The sequence below is a fragment of the Mycobacterium sp. 852002-51613_SCH5001154 genome (genome assembly GCF_001667425.1).
In the GTDB taxonomy this organism is placed as follows: domain Bacteria; phylum Actinomycetota; class Actinomycetes; order Mycobacteriales; family Mycobacteriaceae; genus Mycobacterium.
Window position 1 is genome coordinate 81,452 of sequence record NZ_LZII01000005.1, and the last position, 20,924, is coordinate 102,375.

9 protein-coding genes are annotated in these 20,924 nt (G+C 67.5%); 4 read left to right on the forward strand and 5 right to left on the reverse strand.

What is annotated here, in order from left to right; all coding sequences use genetic code 11:
- Nucleotides 1–134 precede the first annotated feature (134 nt).
- The 3 genes from A5750_RS00840 (at nucleotide 135) to A5750_RS00850 (ending at nucleotide 15,953) form a co-directional block, all read left to right on the forward strand.
- Nucleotides 135–494: a hypothetical protein gene (locus tag A5750_RS00840; protein WP_082975613.1), complete on the forward strand. Its 360-nt coding sequence runs from the start codon at nucleotides 135–137 to the stop codon at nucleotides 492–494.
- 338 nt (nucleotides 495–832) lie between these two features.
- Entirely contained in the window at nucleotides 833–13,336 is a 12,504-nt protein-coding gene (locus tag A5750_RS00845) for a type I polyketide synthase (protein ID WP_067260652.1), read from the forward strand.
- Nucleotides 13,337–13,361: 25 nt separating this feature from the next.
- Nucleotides 13,362–15,953 carry a sugar epimerase family protein gene (locus A5750_RS00850; RefSeq protein WP_067260657.1) on the forward strand — a complete coding sequence of 864 codons (2,592 nt, stop codon included), beginning with the start codon at nucleotides 13,362–13,364 and terminating at the stop codon, nucleotides 15,951–15,953.
- Between the two features lie 38 nt (nucleotides 15,954–15,991).
- Here the strand turns inward: A5750_RS00850 and A5750_RS00855 are convergent, their stop codons facing one another.
- From A5750_RS00855 to A5750_RS00860, 3 genes are all read right to left on the reverse strand, one after another.
- Nucleotides 15,992–17,224, reverse strand: a complete 1,233-nt coding sequence (locus A5750_RS00855) for a cytochrome P450 (protein ID WP_082959016.1) — start codon at nucleotides 17,222–17,224, stop codon at nucleotides 15,992–15,994.
- Nucleotides 17,225–17,298: 74 nt separating this feature from the next.
- On the reverse strand, nucleotides 17,299–17,619 hold the full coding sequence (locus A5750_RS25085; protein ID WP_082948139.1) for a hypothetical protein: 321 nt from the start codon (nucleotides 17,617–17,619) through the stop codon (nucleotides 17,299–17,301).
- A gap of 25 nt (nucleotides 17,620–17,644) precedes the next feature.
- Nucleotides 17,645–18,487 (reverse strand): SDR family oxidoreductase, encoded by an 843-nt coding sequence (locus tag A5750_RS00860; protein ID WP_067260664.1) that lies wholly within the window; start codon nucleotides 18,485–18,487, stop codon nucleotides 17,645–17,647.
- A 177-nt stretch (nucleotides 18,488–18,664) separates the two neighbouring features.
- Here A5750_RS00860 and A5750_RS00865 point away from each other — a divergent pair, with 177 nt between their 5' ends.
- On the forward strand, nucleotides 18,665–19,222 hold the full coding sequence (locus tag A5750_RS00865) for a TetR/AcrR family transcriptional regulator (RefSeq protein ID WP_231989081.1): 558 nt from the start codon (nucleotides 18,665–18,667) through the stop codon (nucleotides 19,220–19,222).
- Between the two features lie 26 nt (nucleotides 19,223–19,248).
- Here A5750_RS00865 and A5750_RS00870 read toward each other — a convergent pair whose 3' ends face one another.
- Together A5750_RS00870 and A5750_RS00875 are read right to left on the reverse strand one after the other, a co-directional pair.
- Nucleotides 19,249–20,478 (reverse strand): cytochrome P450, encoded by a 1,230-nt coding sequence (locus A5750_RS00870; protein ID WP_066948946.1) that lies wholly within the window; start codon nucleotides 20,476–20,478, stop codon nucleotides 19,249–19,251.
- A 13-nt stretch (nucleotides 20,479–20,491) separates the two neighbouring features.
- Nucleotides 20,492–20,914 (reverse strand): hypothetical protein, encoded by a 423-nt coding sequence (locus A5750_RS00875; RefSeq protein WP_067260672.1) that lies wholly within the window; start codon nucleotides 20,912–20,914, stop codon nucleotides 20,492–20,494.
- Between the last annotated feature and the right edge of the window lie 10 nt (nucleotides 20,915–20,924).

A 20,924-nucleotide genomic window follows, 5' to 3' on the forward strand; every position in this document is an offset into this window, starting at 1 on the left:
GCGGTAATGCAATTCTGTCCGCTTGGCAAACGTTGCGGCGGTCCGTGTAGTTCCCCGGTCGGCGGGGCGGCGTACGCGACGCGACCTTCAATGATACCGGGATGGCCGGGCAATCCCGACTAAAGTCGGCAGGCGTGAGCCGCCGCCCCCGCCCGCAGCCGTGTCGTTGGTGCGGTCGAGACGTGTCCGACGCCGGGATGGGACGGCGACGCCAGTACTGCCGCCAGTCGTGCCGGCAGCGGGCATACGAACAACGCGCCTCGTTGACCCGTGGCGGCGCCGGGGCCTCACTGGCCTTGCCTCCCGACGCGGTGGTTCTCTCGGCCGACGACGCCGCCGACCTGTCCGACCGGGTCTACCAGGTGCGGTGCGCGGCCGAGGATGTCGCCACAGCCCTCGACGAGGGAGCGCAGGCGACCGAACTGCGCGAATTGTGCGACCAGCTGATCAGGGCCGCCCGGGCGGCAGACGGCTGGCGCCGGGTGGGCGTCTGAGCCGTCCTGACCACTGTCGATGCATAGCCGGGTACAGTCGCGCCATGGATGGCGCGTCAGTTGTATCCCGGCGTACCGGGGTCACGAGATGCCTCGACACCCGCGGGCGCAACGGCGCGTTCCGGATCCCCTGGGACAAGGCGTGCCTCACGCCGAAGCCGGTTCTCCTGTAGCAGCCGGGAGCATCGGACGTTTTGAAATACCGTCAGAGTTGGCCATACTCACCAGCGACATTCTTGGGCCGGAGAGCGGCACGGCATCGCATCGTGCAGCAAATTCCGTGACTCGGCGAGAGTCGCATCGAGGCAGCTGACGGCCAAGTTAGGCGAGAGGTAGTGATGGTGGATCAACTCCAGCATGCGACCGAAGCGCTGCGCAAAGCGCTGGTCCAGGTCGAGCGCCTGAAACGCACCAATCGTGCGCTGCTGGAGCGGTCGAGCGAGCCGATCGCGATCGTCGGTATGTCCTGCCGCTTCCCGGGCGGAGTCGAGACACCGGAAGAGCTGTGGCAGATGGTGGCCGACGGCCGCGATGTGATCACGGAGTTCCCCAACGATCGCGGCTGGGACCTGGCGAGCCTGTACGACCCCGACCCCGACGCCCGCCACAAGACATACGCGCGGACCGGCGGTTTCGTGGACGGTGTCGCCGACTTCGATCCGGCGTTCTTCGGCATCGCGCCGAGCGAGGCGCTCGCGATGGACCCGCAACATCGGATGTTGCTGGAACTGTCGTGGGAGGCATTGGAAAGGGGCGGCATCGACCCCAGCGCGCTGCGGGGCAGCGCGACCGGCGTGTTCGCCGGGCTCATCGTCCAGGGCTACGGCATGCTCGCCGAGGAGATCGAGGGCTACCGGCTGACCGGCATGACATCCAGCGTCGCTTCCGGTCGGGTGTCGTATGTGCTGGGGCTCGAGGGCCCGGCGGTGTCGGTGGACACTGCGTGTTCGTCGTCGTTGGTGGCGTTGCACATGGCGGTGCAGTCCTTGCGTTCGGGGGAGTGCGATCTGGCGCTGGCCGGCGGCGCGACCGTCAACGCGACCCCGACGGTCTTCGTCGAATTCAGCCGCCACCGGGGGTTGGCCCCCGACGGACGGTCCAAGGCTTACGCCGGAGCGGCCGACGGCGTCGGCTGGTCGGAGGGCGGCGCGATGCTCGTCGTCGAGCGGCTCTCGGATGCCCGGCGGTTGGGTCATCCGGTGCTGGCGCTGGTGCGCGGCTCGGCGGTCAATCAGGACGGTGCATCCAACGGGCTGACCGCGCCGAACGGTCCGTCGCAGCAGCGGGTGGTGCGTGCGGCGCTGGCCAATGCCGGTTTGTCGGCGGCCGACGTCGACGTGGTGGAAGGCCACGGAACCGGAACCACGTTGGGCGACCCCATCGAGGCCCAGGCGTTGTTGGCCACGTACGGCCAGGACCGGTCCGAGCCGCTGTGGCTGGGGTCGATCAAGTCGAACATGGGTCACACGCAGGCCGCGGCGGGCGTGGCCGGTGTGATCAAGATGGTGCAGGCCATGCGGCACGAAATGTTGCCGGCGACATTGCATGTGGACATGCCCAGCCCGCATGTCGATTGGTCGGCGGGAGCGGTCTCGTTGCTGACCGAGGCGCAGCCGTGGCCGGCGAGTCGGCGCGTGCAACGGGCGGGCGTGTCGTCGTTCGGGATCAGCGGCACGAATGCACACGTGATCATCGAGGCGGTCCCGTCGCCCGAGCCGCTGGCGGACCGCCCGCAGCCCGTTGCGGTGCCGTGGGTGGTGTCGGCAAAATCGTTGCCGGCGTTGAGGTCTCAGGCGGCCCGGCTCGCCGGACATCTGCGCGGCCATGGCGAGCTGGACGTCGCCGACGTGGCCTGGACGCTGGCGGGGCGCGCGACCTTCGAGCATCGGGCCGTCGTGGTCGGTGGCGACCGGGAGCGGTTGCTCGCCGGGCTGGACGAGCTGGCCGGTGACGACCCGGCCGGCACGGTCATTCAGGGCAGCGCGGTGCCGGCGGGCAAGAACGTCTTCGTGTTCCCCGGCCAAGGTTCCCAATGGCTGGGCATGGGCATCGAATTGCTGGACACCGCACCGGTATTCGCGCAGCAGATCGACGCGTGCGCGGAGGCGTTCGCGGAATTCGTCGACTGGTCGCTGGTCGATGTCCTGCGTGGCGTCCCGGGCGCCCCCGGCATGGATCGCGTGGACGTGGTGCAGCCGGTGCTGTTCGCGGTGATGGTGTCGCTGGCAGAACTGTGGAAATCGGTCGGAGTCAACCCGGACGCGGTGATCGGCCATTCGCAGGGGGAGATCGCCGCGGCGTATGTCGCGGGCGCGCTGTCGCTGCGCGATGCCGCTCGGGTGGTCACGCTGCGCAGCAAGTTGTTGCGGTCGCTGGCCCACTCCGGTGGCATGCTCTCCATTGCTTGCAGCACCGAACGCGCACGGGAACTGTTGGCGCCCTATGGCAATCGCGTCAGCATCGCCGCCGTCAACGGCCGCTCGGCGGTAGTGGTATCGGGCGAGGTGGCCGCGCTTGACGAACTCGTCGGGTTCTGCGCCGACCTGGAGCTGCGCACTCGCAGGATCGACGTGGACTATGCGTCGCATTCGGTCGAGGTCGAGGCCATCCGGGATGAGCTGGCCGAGGCACTGGCCGGCATCGAGCCGAGTTCCTCCCGCATTGCCTTCTTTTCCACGGTGACCGGAAACCGTTTGGACACCGCCGGTTTGGATGCAGCGTACTGGTACCGCAACATCCGGCAAACCGTGCAGTTCGACCAAGCGGTGCGGGCCACATGCGAGCACGGGTATCGCACGTTCATCGAATCCAGTCCGCATCCCGCGCTCATCGCCGGCATAGAAGACACCGTGAACGACTGCCTGAAAAACTCGGTCGGCGACCCCGAGGTCATCGTGGTTCCCACCCTGGGCCGCGATGACGGCGGCCTCGAGCGGTTCGTCACGTCGGCCGCCGCCGCATTCGTGGCCGGTGTGAGCGTGCACTGGCGTGGTGTGTTGTCCGGGGCGGGCTTCGTGGAGCTGCCGACGTACGCCTTTGACCGGCGCAGGTTTTGGCTGTCCGGCGAGGGCATCGGAGCCGACGCCGCGGGCTTGGGGCTCGAGACCAGCAAGCATGCGTTGCTCAGCGCGGTCGTCGAGCTGCCGGCTTCCGACGGGGTGCTGCTGACGGGCCGTATGTCGCCCAGCCTGCAGGGGTGGCTGGCCGATCACGCGGTCTCCGGCGCGGCCGTGTTCCCGGGCGCGGGGTTTGTCGAGTTGGCGATCCGGGCCGGCGACGAAGTCGGCTGTTCGGTGGTCGACGAATTGACGCTGCAGGCGCCCCTGATGCTGCCTGCCTCCAGTTCGGTTGCCCTGCAGGTCGTCGTCGGTCCCAGTGACGATTCGGGACGGCGCGCAGTCTCGGTGTTTTCCCGCGCCGACGCCGGTTCGGGATGGATTTGTCACGCGGAGGGGGTCTTGAGCTCCCGATCGATCGAGCCCGGCGCCGATCTGTCAGTGTGGCCGCCCGAGGGCTCGGTCGCGGTGGACGTGGCCGACGGCTACGACCACCTGGCAGCGCATGGGTACGGCTACGGCCCGGCGTTCCGGGGATTGACCGCGACGTGGGTCCGCGGCGACGAGGTGTTCGCCGAGGTGCGACTGCCGGACGCGGCCGGAGGCGCCAGCGGGTTCGGCGTGCACCCGGCCCTGCTCGACGCGGCGATGCACGCCGTCATCATGGCCCAGCAGGCGGCGGGCCAGCCCGTCGATGTGATGTTGCCGTTCTCGTGGCAGGACGTCTCGCTGCACGCCGCGGGTGCGACCGCGGTCCGCGCCCGGATTGCGCCCACCAGCCGGGGCACACAGACCGGTGGGGGCGCCTCCATCTCGATCGAGCTCGCCGACGGGCTGGGCCTGCCGGTGTTGTCCGTGGGCGCGATGGTTGCCCGCCCGGTCAGTGAGCGGCAACTGCGCGCGGCGGTGTCGAGCTCGGGGCCCGAGCGACTGTTCGAACTGGCGTGGTCGCCGGCAACCGTGCCGGCCACGGCGAACCCGGCAGCGGCCTACGAGATTCTGGAATGGGTTGGCACCGAACAGGATCCGGTCACCGCAACGTATGAGCGTACCCACCGGGCGCTGGCCGCCGTGCAGTCGTGGCTGACCGAGCGCGACGCCGGTGTGTTGGTCGTGGTGACCCGCGGCGCCGTGGGATTGGCGGGGGAGGACGTCACCGATCTGCCCGGCGCGGCGGTATGGGGTCTGGTGCGCTCGGCGCAAACCGAGCATCCGGGTCGCATTGTCCTGGTGGATTCCGATGTGCCGCTGGATGCTCAGGCGGTCGCTTCAGTGCTCGCGGTCGGGGAGCCGCAGGTATTGCTGCGCAACGGTCAGGTCCATACGGGGCGGGTGCGGCCCAGCCGCGCGGTCGACGATCTCTTGGTTCCCCCGGACGAGGGACCCTGGCGCCTGGGTATCAGCAACGCCGGCACGTTCGAAAACCTGCGGCTGGAGCCGGTTCCCAACGCCGACGCGCCATTGGAGCCGGGTCAGGTTCGGGTGGCCTTGCGCGCTATCGCCGCCAACTTCCGCGACATCATGATCACCCTGGGCATGTTCACCCACGACGCGCTACTCGGCGGCGAAGGCGCCGGCGTGGTGGTCGAGGTCGGCCCGGGTGTCACCGAATTCGCCGTCGGCGACTTGGTTTACGGTTTCTTCCCCGACGGAAGCGGCACGTTGGTCGCCGGCGACGTACGCCTGCTGCAGCCTATGCCTGCGGACTGGTCATACGCCGAGGCCGCCGCCATCTCGGCCGTCTTCACCACCGCTTACATGGCCTTTGTCCACCTGGCCGATGTCAAGCCGGGCCAGCGGGTATTGGTGCATGCGGCCGCCGGCGGGGTCGGCATGGCCGCGGTCCAGTTGGGCCGGCATCTGGGTCTCGAGATATTCGCGACTGCCAGCCGGGGTAAGTGGGACACGTTGCGGGCCATGGGCTTCGACGACGACCACATCTCGGACTCCCGCAGCCTGGAGTTCGAGGACAAGTTCCGGGCGGTGACCGGTGGCCGCGGGATGGATGTGGTGCTGGATTCACTGGCCGGCGACTTCGTCGATGCCTCCCTGCGGCTGGTCGCCCCCGGCGGCGTGTTCTTGGAGATGGGCAAGACCGACATCCGCGATCCGGGCGTGATCGCCCAGGAATATCCGGGCGTGCGCTACCGCGCCTTCGACCTCTTCGAGCCCGGCCGTCCCCGCATGAATCAGTGGATGATCGAGTTGGCCGGGCTGTTCGACGCCGGTGTGCTGCGACCATTGCCGGTGACCACCTTCGACATTCGACGCGCCCGCGCGGCGTTGCGGTACCTGAGCCAGGCCCGCCACGTCGGCAAGGTAGTCATGACGGTTCCGGACACCTGGGCGGCCGGCACCGTGCTGATCACCGGTGGCACCGGAATGGCGGGTTCGACGCTGGCCCGCCACTTGGTCACCCGACACGGTGTGCGGAACGTGGTGTTGCTGAGTCGCAGTGGCCCTGATGCGCCGGGATCCGCCGAGTTGATCGCGGAATTGGAAGAAGCCGGTTGCCGGGTGCGCGCGGTCGCGTGCGACGCGGCCGACCGGGAGGCGCTGGCCGCGGCGATCGCCGATATTCCGGCGAGCGAACCGCTGACCGGGGTGATCCACGCCGCCGGTGTGCTCGACGACGCGGTCGTCACGTCGTTGACTCCGGACCGAGTCGATGCGGTGTTGCGCGCCAAGGTGGATGCAGCATGGAACCTGCACGAGCTCACTCGTGATCTCGACGTTTCGGCGTTCGTCATGTTCTCGTCCATGGCCGGCCTGGTCGGATCGTCGGGGCAGGGTAATTATGCGGCGGCCAACTCTTTCCTGGACGGGTTGGCCGCGCATCGGCGGGCCCTTGGGCTGCCCGCGGTCTCACTGGGATGGGGGCTGTGGGATCAGGCCAGCGCCATGACCGGTGGGCTGGACGCGGCCGACCTCGCCCGCCTCGGTCGCGACGGGATCCTGGCCCTGTCTTCGGACGAGGCGATGGAATTGTTCGACACCGCACTGATTGTCGACGAGCCGTTCATGGCGCTCGCCCGCATCGACCTGAACGCGTTGCGTGCTCACGCTGCCGCGGTGCCGCCGATGTTCGCCGACCTGGTCAACGCGCCGGCGCGGCGTCAGGTCGACGACTCGCTGGCTGCCGCGAAATCGAAATCGGCTCTGGCGCACCGTCTGCACGGGTTGCCAGAACCGGAACAGCACGCGGTACTCCTGGACCTGGTCCGCTCACACATCGCCACGGTGCTGGGTAACACCACGCCCGAAGCGATCGACCCGGACAAGGCGTTCCAGGATCTGGGCTTCGACTCACTGACCGCGGTCGAAATGCGTAACCGGCTGAAAACGGCTACCGGGCTGGCGCTTTCACCCACCCTCATCTTCGACTACCCGACACCGAACGGGCTGGCGGGCTACATCCGCAGCGAACTTGCCGGGGTGCCACAAGAAATCACTTCCGCCCCGGTCGTTCGCGCCGTCGGCGACGACCCGATTGTGATCATCGGCATGTCGTGCCGCTATCCGGGCGGGGTGAATTCTCCCGACGATTTGTGGCAGATGCTCATCGAGCGCCGCGACGTGCTCTCGGAGTTCCCCTCCGACCGCGGTTGGGATCTGGCCGGCATTTACAGCCCGGATCCCGATGTTCCGGGCACCTGCTATACCCGCACCGGAGGCTTCGTAGACGGAGTCGCGGACTTCGACCCCGCCTTCTTCGGCATCGCGCCGAGTGAGGCGTTGGCCATGGATCCCCAGCAGCGGATGTTCCTCGAGCTGTCATGGGAAGCCTTGGAGCGGGCCGGGATTGAGCCCGGTGCGTTGCGGGGCAGCGCGACGGGCATGTTTGCCGGGGTCTACACGCAGGGCTACGGCATGGGCGCCGCCCCGGCCGCGGAGGGCTTCCGCCTGACCGGGCAGTCGTCGAGTGTCGCGTCGGGCCGAGTGTCGTATGTGCTGGGGCTGGAGGGGCCGGCGGTGTCGGTGGACACGGCGTGTTCGTCGTCGTTGGTGGCGTTGCACATGGCGGCGCAGTCGCTGCGCTCCGGCGAGTGCGACCTGGCGCTGGCCGGCGGCGTCACAGTGAACGCCACACCCGACATCTTCGTGGAGTTCAGCCGCATGCGCGGGTTGTCCGCGGATGGCCGGTGCAAGGCCTACGCGGGGGCAGCCGACGGCACCGGGTTCTCCGAAGGCGGCGGCATGCTCGTCCTCGAGCGCTTGTCGGATGCGCAGCGACTGGGTCACCCCGTGCTGGCGGTGGTGCGGGGTTCGGCGATCAACCAGGACGGCGCCTCCAACGGCTTGACCGCGCCCAACGGTCCGTCCCAGCAGCGAGTGGTGCGCGCCGCGCTGGCCAATGCCGGATTGTCCGCGGCCGAGGTCGACGTGGTCGAAGGCCACGGCACGGGAACCACGTTGGGCGATCCCATCGAGGCACAAGCGCTGCTGGCCACCTACGGGCAGGACCGCGGCGAGCCGCTGCTGTTGGGGTCGATCAAGTCGAACATGGGACACACGCAGGCCGCTGCCGGTGTGGCCGGGGTGATCAAGATGGTGCTGGCGATGCGTCACGACCTGCTGCCGGCGACGCTGCACGTCGACGAACCCAGCCCGCACGTCGACTGGTCGATGGGATCGGTGGCGTTGCTGACCGAGCCGCAGCCCTGGAGCGCGAAACGTCCGCGCCGCGCCGGCGTGTCGTCATTCGGGATCAGCGGCACCAACGCGCACGTGATCATCGAGGCCGCGCCCGTCGAGGCCGCGGCCGTGGTGGAACGCGCCACGGCGCCGGTGTTGCCGTGGGTGGTGTCGACGAAATCGTTGCCGGCGTTGGGCTCTCAGGCCGCGCGGCTCGCCGAGTACCTACGCCAGCGCGGTGACCTCGACGCCGGTGATGTGGCGTGGTCGTTGGCGGGCCGGTCGAACTTCGAGCATCGTGCCGTCGTCGTCGGTGGTGATCGCGAGCGGTTGCTGGCCGGCCTCGACGAGTTGGCCGGCGGTGAACTCGGATCGGTCGTCCAGGGCACGGTCACGCCCGGCGGTAAGACGGTCTTCGTCTTCCCCGGCCAGGGCGCCCAACTGCTCGGCATGGGCATGGGTTTGCACGCCGCCTACCCGGTGTTCGCCGAGGCGTTCAACACCGTCGTGGCCGAATTGGATCGGCATCTGCTGCGGCCGTTGCGCGAAGTCATGTGGGGCCACGACGAAAAGATCTTGAACACCACCGAATTCGCCCAGCCCGCGTTGTTCGCGGTGGAAGTCGCCCTGTTCCGGTTGCTCGAATCCTGGGGCGTCCACCCCGACTTCGTGCTGGGGCACTCGATCGGTGAGCTGTCGGCCGCGCACGTCGCCGGTGTCTTGTCGCTGGAGAACGCGGCGGTACTGGTCGCCGCTCGCGGCCGCTTCATGCAGGCCCTGCCCGAGGGTGGGGCGATGATCGCCGTGCAGGCCACGGAGGAGGAAGTGCGCCCGCTGCTGGTTCCCGGCGTCGGCATCGCCGCCGTCAACGGGCCGACGTCGGTGGTCATTTCAGGCGTCGAGGACACGGTATCCGCGATTGCGGGCCAACTTCGCGCCGACGGGCGCCGTGTCCACCAGTTGGCGGTGTCCCACGCGTTCCACTCACCGTTGATGGATCCGATGGTCGACGAATTCGGTACGGTCGCGGCCGGGCTGGCCATCGGCAGCCCGACGATACCGATCGTGTCGAACTTGACCGGCCAGCTTGCGGCCGACGACTTCGCTTCGGCGGCCTACTGGAAACGGCACATTCGCGAAGCCGTGCGGTTTGCCGACAGCGTGCGCTTCGTGCATTCGGCCGGCGCAAACCGCTTCCTCGAGGTCGGCCCCAGCAGCGGGCTGACGGCATCGATCGAAGAATCGCTCCCCGACGCTGCGGTGACAACCATGTCGGCGCTACGTAAGGACCGCCCGGAACCGGTGGCCCTGACCACCGCGGTCGCGCAGGGATTCGTCGCCGGCATGGACGTGGACTGGCGCGGCGCCATCGGCAAAGCCAATTTCGTGGAACTGCCCACCTACGCGTTCGAGCGCCGGCGGTTCTGGCTCTCCGGCGACGGTGCCACGGTCGACGCCGCGGGGTTGGGGCTCGCGCCCGGCGAGCACGCCCTGCTCGGTGCGGTGGTGGAACTGCCGGCGTCCGGCGGGGTGGTCTTGACGGGCCGGTTGTCGCCCAGTGCGCAGGGCTGGTTGGCCGACCACGCCGTGGGTGGCGTGGTGCTGTTTCCCGGTGCCGGATTCGTGGAGCTTGCGATCCGCGCCGGTGACGAAGTGGGCTGCGGCGTTGTCGATGAGCTGAATCTGGCGGCGCCGCTGGTATTGCCGGGCTCCGGGTCGGTCGCGGTGCAGGTCGTCGTCGGCGGCGTCGACGAATCGGGTGCCCGTGCGGTGTCGGTCTTTTCGCGTGCCGACGCGGGTTCAGGCTGGTCGTTGCACGCCGAGGGCGTCCTGCGTGCGGGCGAGGTGCAGCCGAGCGCGGACCTGTCGGTGTGGCCACCGATGGGTGCCACCGCGGTCGACGTCGGCGACGGCTATGAACGCCTGGCCCAGCGCGGATACGGCTACGGCCCCGCGTTCCGCGGCCTGACCTCGATGTGGCGTCGCGGTGACGAAGTGTTCGCGGAGGTGACCCTGCCCGCGGACACGGGGGTTTCGGCGGTCGGGTTCGGCGTCCACCCGGTGATGCTCGACGCGGCACTGCACGCGGTGATCTTGTCGTCCGATGGCGACGAACTGCCCGAAGGTTCGATGTTGGTGCCGTTCTCCTGGCAGCAGGTCTCGTTGCACGCCGCGGGCGCGACGGCGGTGCGGGCGCGGATCGTGCCGGTGAGTGATTCGGCGGTGTCGATCGAACTTGCGGACGGGTTGGGGCTGCCGGTGCTCTCGGTGGCGTCGATGGTGGCCCGGCCGGTGACCGACCAGCAGCTGCTGGCGGCGGTCTCGAGTTCGGGACCGGACCGGCTCTTCGAGGTCATCTGGTCGGCGCAGCGGTCGACGTCGGTGCAGCCTGTCGCGGTATCGCCTTGGGGCGCAACGGAATCAGGTGACTCCACGACGCAGCCGTCGGCGGTGGTCTTCGAATCGGTGCCGGTGGTTGACGATGTCGTGGCCGACGTCTACGCGGCCACGCGCGCGGTCCTGCCGGTGCTGCAATCCTGGCTGGCTCGCGACGGCGCGGGCACCCTGGTCGTGGCGACCCGCGGCGCGATGGCGTTGCCGGGGGAGGACGTCACCGATCTTGCGGGCGCGGCGGTGTGGGGACTGGTGCGCTCGGCGCAGACCGAGCACCCCGGCCGCATCGTGCTCGTCGACACCGATGGCCGGTTGGACGACGAGTCCGTCGGAGCGGCGTTGTCGGTGGGCGAGCCGCAGGTATTGCTGCGCGGCGGCGCGGTGTACACCGCGCGGGTGCATGGCAGTCGCGCCGTCGTTGGCCTGCTGGTCCCCCCGGCCGATGGGCCGTGGCGACTCGGTATGAGCAGTTACGGCACGTTCGAGAATCTGCGGTTGGAACGCATCCCGGACGCCGACGCCCCGCTGGCGCCCGGGCAGGTTCGGGTCGCCCTCTCGGCCCTGGCCGCCAACTTCCGCGACGTGATGATCGCGCTGGGGCTCTACCCGGACCCGGACGCCGTCATGGGCATCGAGGCATCCGGCGTTGTCATCGAAACAGGTCCGGACAGTGGACGTTTCGCGGTCGGCGACCGCGTGATGGGCCTGTTCCCCGATGGCACGGGCACGATCGGCAGGACCGACCAGCGCCTGCTCGCCAAGGTGCCGGTTGGATGGTCGCACACCGCGGCCGCCACCACGACGGTGGTGTTCGCCACCGCCTTCTACGCGCTGGTGGACCTGGCCACCGCCAAGCGGGGCCAGCGGGTGCTCGTCCATGCCGCCACCGGTGGGGTGGGAATGGCCGCGGTGCAGCTGGCCCGCCACCTGGGCCTGGAAGTGTTCGCCACCGCCAGCCGCGGTAAGTGGGACACATTGCGGGCCATGGGTTTTGACGAGAATCACATCTCGGATTCCCGCAGCCTGGATTTCGAGGACAAGTTCCGGTCGGTCACCGGTGGGCGCGGCATGGACCTGGTGCTGGACTCGCTGTCCGGCGACTTCGTCGACGCTTCCCTTCGACTGGTCGCCCCCGGCGGCGTGTTCCTGGAGATGGGCAAGACCGACATGCGCGAGCCGGAAGCGGTGGCTCAGGGACACCCCGGTGTCCGCTACCGCGCCTTCGATCTGTTCGAGGCCGGGCCGGACCGGATCGCGCAGATACTCGACGAGCTGGCCACATTGTTCGGTGACGACGTGCTGCGGCCGTTGCCGGTGACCAGGTTCGACGTGCGCCGCGCGCCGGCTGCGCTGAGATATCTGAGTCAGGCCCGCCACGTGGGCAAGGTCGTCATGACCATGCCGGACGCCTGGGCGGCCGGCACTGTATTGATCACCGGCGCCACCGGGATGGCGGGTTCGGCATTGGCCCGCCACGTGGTCACGCGCCACGACGCACGGAACCTGGTGTTGGTGAGCCGGCGCGGTCTCGACGCGCCGGGCGCCGCCGAACTGGTGACGGAACTCAACGCCGCCGGCGCGCAGGTGCAGGTGGTGGCGTGTGACGCCGCCGACCGCGAGGCACTGGCCAAGGTGATCGCCGATATTCCGGTGCAACGGCCGCTGTCGGGTGTAATCCACGCAGCCGGCGTAGTCGACGACGCGGTGATCTCATCGCTCACTCCCGAGCGGGTGGAGGCGGTGTTGCGGGCCAAGGTCGATGCCGCATGGAACCTGCACGAGCTGACCCGTGACCTCGATGTGTCTGCGTTCGTGATGTTTTCGTCGATGGCGGGACTGGCGGGAGCGTCGGGTCAGGCCAACTACGCGGCGGCGAACTCGTTCCTCGACGGGTTGGCCGTGCACCGGCGCACGCACGGGCTGCCCGCGATGTCGCTGGCCTGGGGTCTGTGGGATCAGACCAGCGCGATGACCGGAGCGCTCGGTGCCGCCGATCGTGCGCGGTTCGGCCGCGACGGAATCGTCGCGATGTCCTCCGATGAGGCGCTCGAACTGATGGACACCGCGCTCGTCGTGGACGAGCCGTTCCTGTTGCCCGCCCACATCGACCTCGCCGCCTTGCGGGTCAAGTTCGACGGCGGGACGCTACCGCCGATGTTCGTCGATCTGATCAACGCGCCGACCCGGCGGCAGGTCGACGACTCGCTGGCCGCGGCGAAGTCGAAATCGGCTCTGCTGCAGCGCCTCGAAGGGCTGCCCGAGGACGAGCAACAGGCGGTTCTGCTGGACTTGGTGCGTGCCAACATCGCCACCGTCCTCGGCAACTCCAGCCCAGAGTCCATCGATCCGGACCGCGCATTCCAGGAGCTGGGTTTCGACTCGCTGACCGCGGTGGAGATGCGCAACCGGCTGAAATCAGCCACCGGCTTGGCGCTGTCGCCGACGCTGATCTTCGACTATCCGAACTCCGCCGCGCTGGCCGGTTACATGCATCGGGAACTCGTCGGTGCGGCCCAGCAACAGAGTCCCGCCGCCGCGCCCGGGGAAGCCGAAATCCAGCGCGCCGTCGGGTCGATCCCGGTCAAGCGCCTGCGACAGGCAGGGGTGCTGGAGCTGTTGCTCGCGTTGGCGAACGAGGCCGACGGCGGTCGAGCTGACGGACAGTCGCCGGCCGCCCCGGTGACCTCGGAGAAGGACATCGCGGACATGGACCTCGAGGATCTGGTCAACGCGGCGCTGATGGACGACGACGAATAGCCATGAATTTGCACAGGGCCAATCAGTGAGAGTCGCCGTCACCGGCGCCGGCGGCGTGCTGGGCCGGGGCCTGACCTTCCGCTTGCTCAGCCAGGGCCACGACGTCACCGGATTCGCTCGTCATCGGCCCGAAAGTTGGCCCAGTGCAGCCGAATTCGTCGCAGCCGACGTCCGGGACGCCGATGCGGTCAACCGCGCGATCGCCGGCGCGGACGTCGTCGCCCACTGCGCGTGGGCGAACAGCCCGGGCGCCGACGCCCGGATCAGCCACCAGGTCAACGTCGAAGGCACCCGCAACGTTCTGCGGGCGATGGCCGAAACCGGGGCCAGCAGGATCGTTTTCGCATCGTCGCCACATGTTTACGGTGGGGGAGACGCGCCGAAGACCGAGCACGATGCGAGAACGCCGGTGAGCGCAGAGGGCCAATGCAAGGCCCGGGTCGAGCAGATGCTCGAGGAGTCGGGACTGGAATGGGTCGCGGTCCGCTCCGCGCTGATTGTCGGCCGAAACGTCGATAACTGGGTGCGTCGGCTGCTGGCCCTGCCTGTGTTCCCCGACGGGTCGGCCGACCGTCTCATGCAGATCGTGCACCTCGACGACGCCCTCAGGCTATTCAACCGGGCGATCGTGGACACCGAAATCGGCACTGGCCCCGTTAATCTCGCGGCCTCGGGCGAGCTGACGTTCCAGCGCCTCGCCGCGGCGCTTGGACGCCCGGTCGTGCGGTTCGGCTTCGAGCTGGCCGAGCTGCAACTGGTGCACGGCGCGGCGTTCATGGATACCGCGCGGTTGCGTGAGCAGTGGGGATTCCGGCCGGCGTGGAACTCCGGTGAATGTGTCGAAGATTTGGGGCTCGCGGTGCGCGGCCGGGTAACGGTGGGCAAGCGGGTGGTGTCGGTGCCCTGGCGGATGGCCCACATCGGCGATCTCCCCTCCGTTGACGCACCGACCGAGGACGGGGTGAAACCCAATTGGGCTGGCCCAGTGGGAGATAACGGCGAGTTCGATACCCCGATCGACCCGCGCTTTCCGACCTTCCTGGCCACCAATTTGTCGGAGGCGCTACCGGGCCCGTTTTCGCCGGCGTCAGCATCGGTGACCGTGCGCGGGCTGCGCGCCGGCGGCGTGGCCATCGCCGAGCGGCTGCGGCCCGGCGGCATCGTCCAGCGCGAAATCGCCACCCGGACCGTCGCCGTTTTCGCCCACCGGCTCTACGGTGCCATCACCTCGGCGCATTACATGGCCGAAACCGTACCGTTTGCCAAGCCCGCGATGATCGTCAGCAACAGCGGATTCTTCGGCCCCAGCATGGCATCGTTGCCGATCTTCGGTGCGGAGCGCCCACGCTCCGAAACCAGCCGCATCCGAAAGCAACTGCGGACCGTTCGTAACATCGGGGTATTCGGCGTCAACCTCATCGGCCTGTCCGGCGGTTCGTCCAAAGACACCCACGAGTTCGTTGCCGATGTTGATCACCTGGAACGCCTGGCCGACGACGTCACCCGGCTGGACGAAGGCCGGCTGCTCAGCCTGATCTCGTTGGCGCGCGACGACGTGGTGCACGGCTGGGTGCTGGCATCCGCGTCGTTCATGTTGTGCGCCGCGTTCAACGTCCTGCTGCGCGGTCTGTGTGGTCGAGACACCGCTGCGCCGGCGGGCCCAGAACTGGTCAGCGCGCGTTCGGTCGAGGCAATGCGGAGGTTGGTGGTTGCCGCACAGCGCGACCCGAAAGTGACAGCGCTGCTGGCCGAACCGGGTGAGCGGCTGGGCAAGCTGGCCGTCGAGGCGCCGGAGTTTCACGCCGCCGTACTGGCCGAGCTTGCGCTGATCGGGCATCGTGGCCCCGCCGAACTCGAGATGCTGTCGATCAGCTACGCCGATGATCCCGAGTTGCTGGTCCGGATGGTGACCAGAGCCATGAGTGTCCCGCCGCCGCCCCAGCCGCAACGAGCCCCGATTCCACTGCACGCCAAGCCGATCGCACAGCTGGCAGCGCGACAGCTCCGCGACCGCGAGGTACGCCGCGACAAGGTGGTGCGGGCCAACTGGGTGTTACGGAACCTAATGCGCGAGTACGGGCGCAGGTTGGTCGAGGCCGGGACATTCGATACCGCCGACGATGTGTTCTATCTGCTCGTCGACGAGCTCGATGCGCTGCCGCCGGATGTGGGCGAGCTGGTGGCCCGGCGCCGGGCCGAACAACGCCGGCTGGCCGCCGTGGTTCCGCCGACCGTGTTCAGTGGGACCTGGCAACCCACCACAACGACGTCGGCGGCTCTCACCAGCGGGGAAACGCTGCGCGGTGTCGGCGTGTGCGGGGGGAAGGTGCGTGGCCGGGTGCGTATCGTGCGGCCCGAAACGATCGACGACCTGCAGCCCGGCGAGATCCTTGTCGCGGAGGTCACCGACGTCGGATACACCGCGGCATTCTGCTACGCCGCCGCCGTGGTGACCGAACTCGGCGGCCCGATGTCACACGCCGCGGTGGTGGCCCGCGAGTTCGGATTCCCGTGTGTAGTGGACGTTGCGGGCGCCACCAAGACTTTGCCGCCCGGCGCGCTTGTCGAGGTCGACGGCACGACCGGCGAAATACAAGTGCTCGAAGTGACCACTTAGGAGGCTGGCTCTCCTCGGCGTACCAGCAATGGTCTACGTCAGGCGGGGGTGAGGCGGATCGGCAAGCGGGTCGGTCCGCGTAGCGAGCTGTGGCTCGACCATTGCGTCGGACCCGCTGGAGTGATTCGGGCGACGCGAGTGACGAGTTGCCGTAGTACGGCTTGGGCTTCCATTCGGGCCAGCAGTGCTCCCAGGCACATGTGCGCGCCGTAGCCGAAGGCGACGTGCGCACGCGGGTCGCGGTCGGCGCGGTACTCGTCGGGATCGTCGAACGCGGTGGGGTCTCGGTTGGCCGCGCCGAAGGACAGCAGCACACGTGATCCGGTGGGGATGGTGACGTCGCCGATCCGGTAGTCGGCCCGGGTGTAGCGGTAGAGGTTTTGGATGGGTGTGGTGACCCGTAACTGCTCTTCGACGGCGAGGGGGATGAGGTCGGGGTTGTTGCGGATCAGGTCGTACTGGTCAGGATGGCGGGCGAGCGTGTCGAACATTCCGCCCAGGAGGTTGGTCGTGGTCTCGTTGCCTGCGATCAGTAGGTGGATGGCGATCAGCAGAAGCTGAGTGTCGGTGAGGCTGCCGTCGGTGTTGTGCTCGATGAGCCGCCCGAGCACGGTGTTGGACCCTTTGAGTCCGCCGGTTGCGAATTGGCTTGTGAAATAACGTTGTAACGCCACCATCGCTGATATCGACTTGGCCGCGTCGACGACACCGGAGAGCGTGGGCTTCAGTTCCATGACTCCAACGGCGCGTTCGGACCAACGACGAAAGTCGCCGACGTCGGTGTCGGGTACGCCCAGGATCTGGGCGATCAAGCGTATTGGCATCGGTATGGCCAAGCGCTGCACGACATCGCAGCCTTGGTCATTCAGCACATCGGTGACCAATTCGATGGCTAGCTTCTCGGTCATCTCCTGCCATGACTTCATGGCGCCCTTGCTGAATCCGGGCTGGACTTGCTTGCGCAGCCGGGTGTGTTCCTCACCATCGGTGAGCACCGCCAATGAGCCGGACATCCGCAGGCGCGTTACCCCTTGGGTGCTGGTGACCTGTTCGGTGTCGCGCAACGCGGCCCGCACGTCGTCAAGGCGGCTGATGATAAAGGCGGCCCGCCTCGGGTTGTAGTGCACGCGGCCGCTTCGGTGCAGGGTGCGGTACGCGTCGAACGGGTCCGCGGCAGTGGCAGGGTCCTGCGGGTCGTAGTCGGTGTTGATCGCGCCGGTCCAACCGTTGTAGCCGCGTCGGCGGGTCCGGACGGCGGCGGCGACATTCATCCGCACGAGACCAGCGACTGGTCTGAGGGTTTTGGTCGCCTTCTGGGCGGTCTCTGTGATCGACACCGTCGTTCCTATTCTGATCGCTGAACTGGGCGACCGTCGCCGCGTCGCGTGCGGAGTTGGGTACGAAGGATGCTGATCGTCAAGTAGGTGATGTAGCAAACGGACAATATGGGCGTTGGTCGACGCGTGTGCGGGCGCAGCATGAGAACGCCGAGCGCCGTTTCGATCGCGCCGTTGACGTATGTGAAAGTGCGAGCGTGGTGGGGGAAACCGAGGCGATTGAAGGGATCGAAGATCCACGGAACGAGGAAGTGCGCCACGCCGATCAGGCCGCCCAGTAGGCCAAGCGCTCGGCGTGCGCGTTCGCCGCGAGTGTCAATGTCCGCCATGGCGATGTTGTCCTTCTTCGCGGGGCTACGCGTTGCGCGCGGTCGCGATCATGTTCTTGAGCGTGAACGCCGCCAGAACGCCACCGTCGCAGGCGATGTCCACACCGGTGAGGTAGCCGGCTCTGGTCGAAGCGCAAAAAGCCAGCACTTCGGCGACCTCCTCGGGCTTTCCAAAGCGCTTCAACGCGGCCAGTTTCACCATCGCACCCGATCCGGCTTGCTCCTCCAACCTGCCCATCTCGGTGTCGATGCTGCCCGGAGAAACCGAGACGATCCGGGCACCGCGGCTGCCGAATCGGGCCGCTTGAGAGGCGCAGTACCACGTCACGAAGTTCTTGCTGATGGAGTACGCCAAACCGGGGCGCATTCCGGTCGGCATGATGTTGCAGGCCGAGGTCACCTTCGCCATGAAGCGGTCCTCGTTGCGCAGAGCGTCCTTGAACCGCCACTTGGGGATGAGCAGCCGAGGGAACATGTGCGCGGCCATGGACGCGACATTGACGATGGCGAACCCCTCACGCGCCAGCGGGAGGAACGCCTCGTTGACATGGACCGTGCCCAACGCGTTGATGCGCAGGATGTGCTCGGCATCGCCCATGCTGGGACTGACACCCGCCGTGTGGATCACCGAGGTCACCGAGCCCAACGATGTCGAGGTGGCGATCAGCTCGGCGACCGAAGAGCGGTCGGTCACGTCGCAGTCGACCGCCACGCAGTCGATGCCGAGGCTCTGAAGTTCGGCTGACGCCGCCTCCAGCCGGCTAGGGCTGACATCGCTGACGACGACCAGCCGGTCTTGCCCGACGATCTTGGCCGCGGCCAGTCCCATGCCACCCGCGCCTCCGGTGATGACGCACAGCTCGCGCATGTATCCACCTTCACGATCAGACGCACGCCCGTCGGCGACGACCAGTATCAATTACGAGATAAATTTTCTCGTTAATCGTGACACATCGTGGTGCCGTTGCCTAGGCGCGACGTCGAGCAATTGCTCTAGGTTCTCTATGTGAGCCAATTCCGGCGGGGACGACCACGGAGCGCGGCTGTGCACGAGGCGATCCTGGAAGCCACCCGGTCGCTTCTCGTCAAAGCCGGCTACAGCGGAGTCTCGATGGACAAGGTCGCCGCTATCGCCGGCGTGGGTACCCAAACGGTGTATCGACGTTGGCCGTCAAAAGGTCCCCTGGTGGCCGAGGCGGTCATGCAGGCCTACGACCAGACCGACTTCGCGCTTCCGGACACGGGAAACACGGTCGAGGACTTGAGAACATGGATGCGCGCGTATGCCGAAATCGGTTCGGCTGCCGAGAACGTCGCCCTCATCCGCGCTCTCGCTGCTGCCGCTGCTGAAGACTTGAGCGACCGCGACACCCTATACCGCCAACTCACCAGCCGTTTCCAGGATGCAGTGTCAGATCGGTTACGCGTCGGAATCTCGGTGGGCCAGGTTCGGGGGGATGCCGACGTCGAAGCCGCCGCCGACGCATTAATCGGAGCCACGCTCTACCGGATGCTCAGCGTTACGACATCAGCCCATGAAACCACCGAACGCTACTACGGACTGATAGACACACTGATGTGCGGCATCTCGCCGCACAACTGAGCTTCTGGCACCCCACCTATCGCGCTTCAGGTATCGAACTCGAGCGGTAGGCGCGTGGGCCCACTCATGCCGAGAAGTGGCCGCCACGGCGGCTTTTCGGTGCACCGCGGATGCGTCAGGCGGCGGGAAAGAATCTTGAGCGCTTCAGAGAGTTCCCGCCGGGCAAGATTTGCGCCCAGGCAGTAGTGAGCTCCACCACCGAAGGTCAAGATGGGCGGCGGATCGTTGCGAGTGATGTCGAAGCGGGTGGGGTCCTCGTAGATCGACGGATCACGGTTGGCGGCATAGGTGTTCACGATGATGAAGGTGCCGGCCGGGAAGGTGTAGTCACCGACTGTGACGTCATCGGTGACACTGCGCAGGGTGCTGCACATCGACGGGGAGTGGCGCATCGTTTCTTCGACGGCTCTCATTCCGAGCTCGGGCTTGTCGCGGAGCAACGCCCACTGCTCTGGGTGCTCGCACAATACTTGCATCGAGGCGCCCAACTGCGTTCGGGTGGTGTCGGTTCCGGCCAGCAGGATGCTGAACGCCAGCATCTTGACTTCACCGGCGTCGAGGCGATCGCCTTGATCTTCTGCCCGGATGAGTTCCGAGAGTAGGTCGTGGGTCAGCGCCCCGCGTCGATTGGCGATCATCGCGTCGACGTATTCATCGAAAGCGTCCCAGGCCTTCAGAACCTTAGGCTCCTCCTCGGCGAGATTGCAGTCGAAGCTGACCACTTTGAAGATGTCCTCTGCCCATTTCGAGAACAGCTGCCAATCTTCCCGTGGCGCACCCAGCAGAGCGCAAATGACTGGAATCGGATATGGGCGCGCGATCTGCTCCACGAACTCGCAACTTCCTTCCGCGACAACCGCGTCGGCGAGCTCATTGATGACCGCATGGATCGTTTCGTCCATGCGGGCGGTTGCCCGGGGTGTGAATGCCCTCGACACCAGGCTGCGCAACCGGCGATGCGCGGCGCCGTTCATGCACAGGATGCTGGCAACGACACGATCCCAGAGCTCACCCGATGTCACACCGTGGGCGGTGAGGTGAATACCCGGCGGGATCACGAATCGCGGGTCGCCGAGGACGGTTCGGGCAAGTTCATAGGAGAGCACCTCCGGGCCCACGGGACCCAGCGCGATCGGTGCCACCTGCTGGGCGGCCCGAAATTGTGGATAGATCTCCTGGGGCGTGTCGGTAACGTCGTAGCGCAGCGTCGGTAGATCGGCGTCGAAGACGCTCGCTGGTGCGGTGTTGACGGTCACGGTGCTACTCCAATCACGGAATGTTGGTCGCCAGGAACGTCAGGGGCAGGCCCAGGATCGATACGTCGTTTTCGTCGAGGTAGGAGCCCTCGCCCTCGAAGTGCTGCCGGAATCGAGCTGTCGCACCGTAGCGCTCGGCCACAGCGTCAGCAGAAGAGGCGTCCGGCACTCCGATCACCACGGTGTACACGCCGTCGCCGTGACGTTGCAGGAACTCAGCCACCGCGCCGGCCACCTGCCCGGTCGACCCGGGTATCGGGCTGATCAGCTCGATACCCCGACTCCAGTCGAGGTGGATGTCCAAGCCGAGCTCGGTCAGCTGAAGGGGCTCGAAGGCGAATCCCAGATCGCTGAACATCTGCGTCGCGTCGGCATGTCGTTCCGGGGCCACGGCGAAGACGACATGATGCAGCGACGGTTCTTGCTTTGCGGTCATGGCCCGGCTT

Excerpts from the sequence above, each read along its gene's own strand:
- A5750_RS25085 (WP_082948139.1), bottom strand. The coding sequence starts at position 17,619 with ATGGCGGACATTGACACTCGCGGCGAACGCGCACGCCGAGCGCTTGGC.
- A5750_RS00875 (WP_067260672.1), bottom strand. The coding sequence starts at position 20,914 with ATGACCGCAAAGCAAGAACCGTCGCTGCATCATGTCGTCTTCGCCGTG.
- A5750_RS00860 (WP_067260664.1), bottom strand. The coding sequence starts at position 18,487 with ATGCGCGAGCTGTGCGTCATCACCGGAGGCGCGGGTGGCATGGGACTG.
- A5750_RS00855 (WP_082959016.1), bottom strand. The coding sequence starts at position 17,224 with ATGAATGTCGCCGCCGCCGTCCGGACCCGCCGACGCGGCTACAACGGT.
- A5750_RS00845 (WP_067260652.1), top strand. The coding sequence starts at position 833 with ATGGTGGATCAACTCCAGCATGCGACCGAAGCGCTGCGCAAAGCGCTG.